General features: G+C 61.8%; 2 protein-coding genes and 3 tRNA genes. 2 read left to right on the top strand and 3 right to left on the bottom strand.

What is annotated here, in order from left to right:
• Nucleotides 1-921, top strand: a 921-nt coding sequence (gene ribD, locus IBX54_RS14755; protein WP_296543405.1) for a bifunctional diaminohydroxyphosphoribosylaminopyrimidine deaminase/5-amino-6-(5-phosphoribosylamino)uracil reductase RibD, incomplete at its 5' end; no start/stop codon positions are given.
• 10 nt (nt 922-931) lie between these two features.
• Nucleotides 932-1,570 (top strand): riboflavin synthase, encoded by a 639-nt coding sequence (locus IBX54_RS14750; RefSeq protein WP_296543404.1) that lies wholly within the window; start codon nt 932-934, stop codon nt 1,568-1,570.
• A gap of 89 nt (nt 1,571-1,659) precedes the next feature.
• Here IBX54_RS14750 and IBX54_RS14745 read toward each other — a convergent pair.
• The 3 genes from IBX54_RS14745 to IBX54_RS14735 form a co-directional block, all read right to left on the bottom strand.
• Nucleotides 1,660-1,745, bottom strand: a tRNA-Leu gene (locus tag IBX54_RS14745).
• A 12-nt stretch (nt 1,746-1,757) separates the two neighbouring features.
• A tRNA-Cys gene (locus tag IBX54_RS14740) sits at nt 1,758-1,831 on the bottom strand.
• Nucleotides 1,832-1,879: 48 nt separating this feature from the next.
• Nucleotides 1,880-1,955, bottom strand: a tRNA-Gly gene (locus tag IBX54_RS14735).
• Between the last annotated feature and the right edge of the window lie 91 nt (nt 1,956-2,046).

The following is a 2,046-nucleotide window of genomic DNA, read 5'->3' as shown; positions in this document are numbered from 1 at the left end:
GCCCGCGGCCACAGCGTGGTGGGCGCCACCGCCTATGTCACGCTGGAGCCCTGCTCGCACCAGGGCCGCACCGGGCCGTGCTGCGATGCCTTGATTGCCGCTGGCATCCAGCGCGTGGTAGCGGCCATTGGCGACCCCAACCCCTTGGTCACAGGCCAGGGCTTTGCACGACTGCGCGCCGCCGGCATTGCGGTCGAAATCGACCCGGGTGCCGCTGAATCACGCGAACTCAACCTCGGCTTTTTCAGTCGCATGCTGCGCCAAACGCCTTGGGTGCGCATGAAGCTGGCGGCCTCGCTTGACGGCAAAACCGCGCTCGACAACGGCGCGAGCCAATGGATCACCTCAGCCGCAGCCCGCACCGACGGCCACGCCTGGCGCGCCCGTGCCTGCGCCGTGCTGAGCGGCATCGGCACCGTGCTGGCCGACAACCCCAGGCTCGACGTGCGGCTGGTGGATACTCCGCGCCAGCCGGCCTTGGTGCTGGTCGATAGCCGCCTGCAAATCCCGCTGGATGCGGCACTTTTCATGCCGGGCCGCACCCTCATCATTTACGCCGCCGTGCCCAATGCCGCCAAACAGGCGGCGCTTGAGGCGCATGGCGCCACCGTGGTGCTGCTGCCCAATGCCAGCGGCAAGGTCGATCTGGCCGCCATGCTGCACGACCTGGCACGCCGCGAGATCAACGAGCTGCACGTGGAAGCCGGCGAAAAACTCAACGGCTCGCTGATCCACGAAGGCCTGGTCGATGAATTTGTGGTGTACCTTGCCCCCAAGCTGATCGGCCAGGGGCGCGGCATGGCACACTTTGGCCCTTTGCAAGAACTGGCGCAAGCCGTGCCGCTGGAATTCAAGTCCACCGCCATGCTGGGCCCCGACCTGCGTGTGGTCGCCCGCGTTTGCGGCCGCGACCTTTTTTAACTGGAAAAATATGTTCACAGGCATCATCACCGGCATCGGCCATATCAGCGCCGTGCACCCCTTGGGCGACAGCGCCGAGCACGGCAAGCGCCTCACCCTCACCTGCCCCCCCGGCTACCTCGACGACGTGGGCCTGGGCGACAGCATTGCGCTCAACGGCGCCTGCATGACCGTGACCACGCTCGACGCCGCACAGCAGCAATTCACCATCGACATCTCGGCCGAGTCGCTCGACAAAACCGCCGGACTCGACCAGGTGGGCGCCATCAACCTCGAAAAAGCCCTGCGCGCCCATGACCGGCTGGGCGGTCACATTGTGTCGGGCCACGTCGATGGCATCGGCCGCGTCACCTTCTTTGCCCAGGTCGGCGAAAGCTGGCAGCTGCAAGTGATGGCGCCTGCCGCGCTGGCCAAGTACCTGGCCTACAAGGGCTCGATCACCATCAACGGCGTCAGCCTGACCGTGAACCACATCCAGGACAGTGCCGATGGCTGCGAAATGCGCATCAACCTGATTCCGCACACAGTGCAAAACACCGCTTTGGGCGCACTCACGGCTGGCTCACGCGTCAATCTGGAGATTGACCTGATCGCAAGGTACGTGGAACGCATGCTCAGTGGGGCCAATACGACATCAAAAATGGCCTGACTTGACGTAAAAAAACCCGCCATGCCTGGGAACATGCGGGTTCAACGTGCGGGTTTTGAGGTGTTCTGAGACGGTCTGAAACCGTTGAATGGTGCCCGAGGCCGGACTCGAACCGGCAACCCCTAACGGGGGACAGATTTTAAGTCTGCTGTGTAAACCATTCCACCACTCGGGCCGGCTTGTTAAATGGAGGCGCGACCCAGAGTCGAACTGGGCTAGACGGATTTGCAATCCGTTGCATAACCGATTTGCTATCGCGCCGCAAACTCTGCAAAAAAAAGGAAGCTGTGCTTCCCTTTTTGATTTAACTGGAGCGGGAAAAGAGACTCGAACTCTCGACCTATACCTTGGCAAGGTATCGCTCTACCAACTGAGCTATTCCCGCATTTGGTGCCAACATTGATCAACACCAAGTAAAAACCTGGAGCGGGAAAAGAGACTCGAACTCTCGACCTATACCTTGGCAAGGTATCGCT

Origin of the sequence: Rhodoferax sp., from assembly GCF_014859475.1 — a bacterium.
GTDB lineage: Bacteria > Pseudomonadota > Gammaproteobacteria > Burkholderiales > Burkholderiaceae_C > Rhodoferax.
The sequence above is the reverse complement of the archived record's forward strand: the minus strand, read 5'-3'. Positions and strand labels throughout refer to the sequence as shown.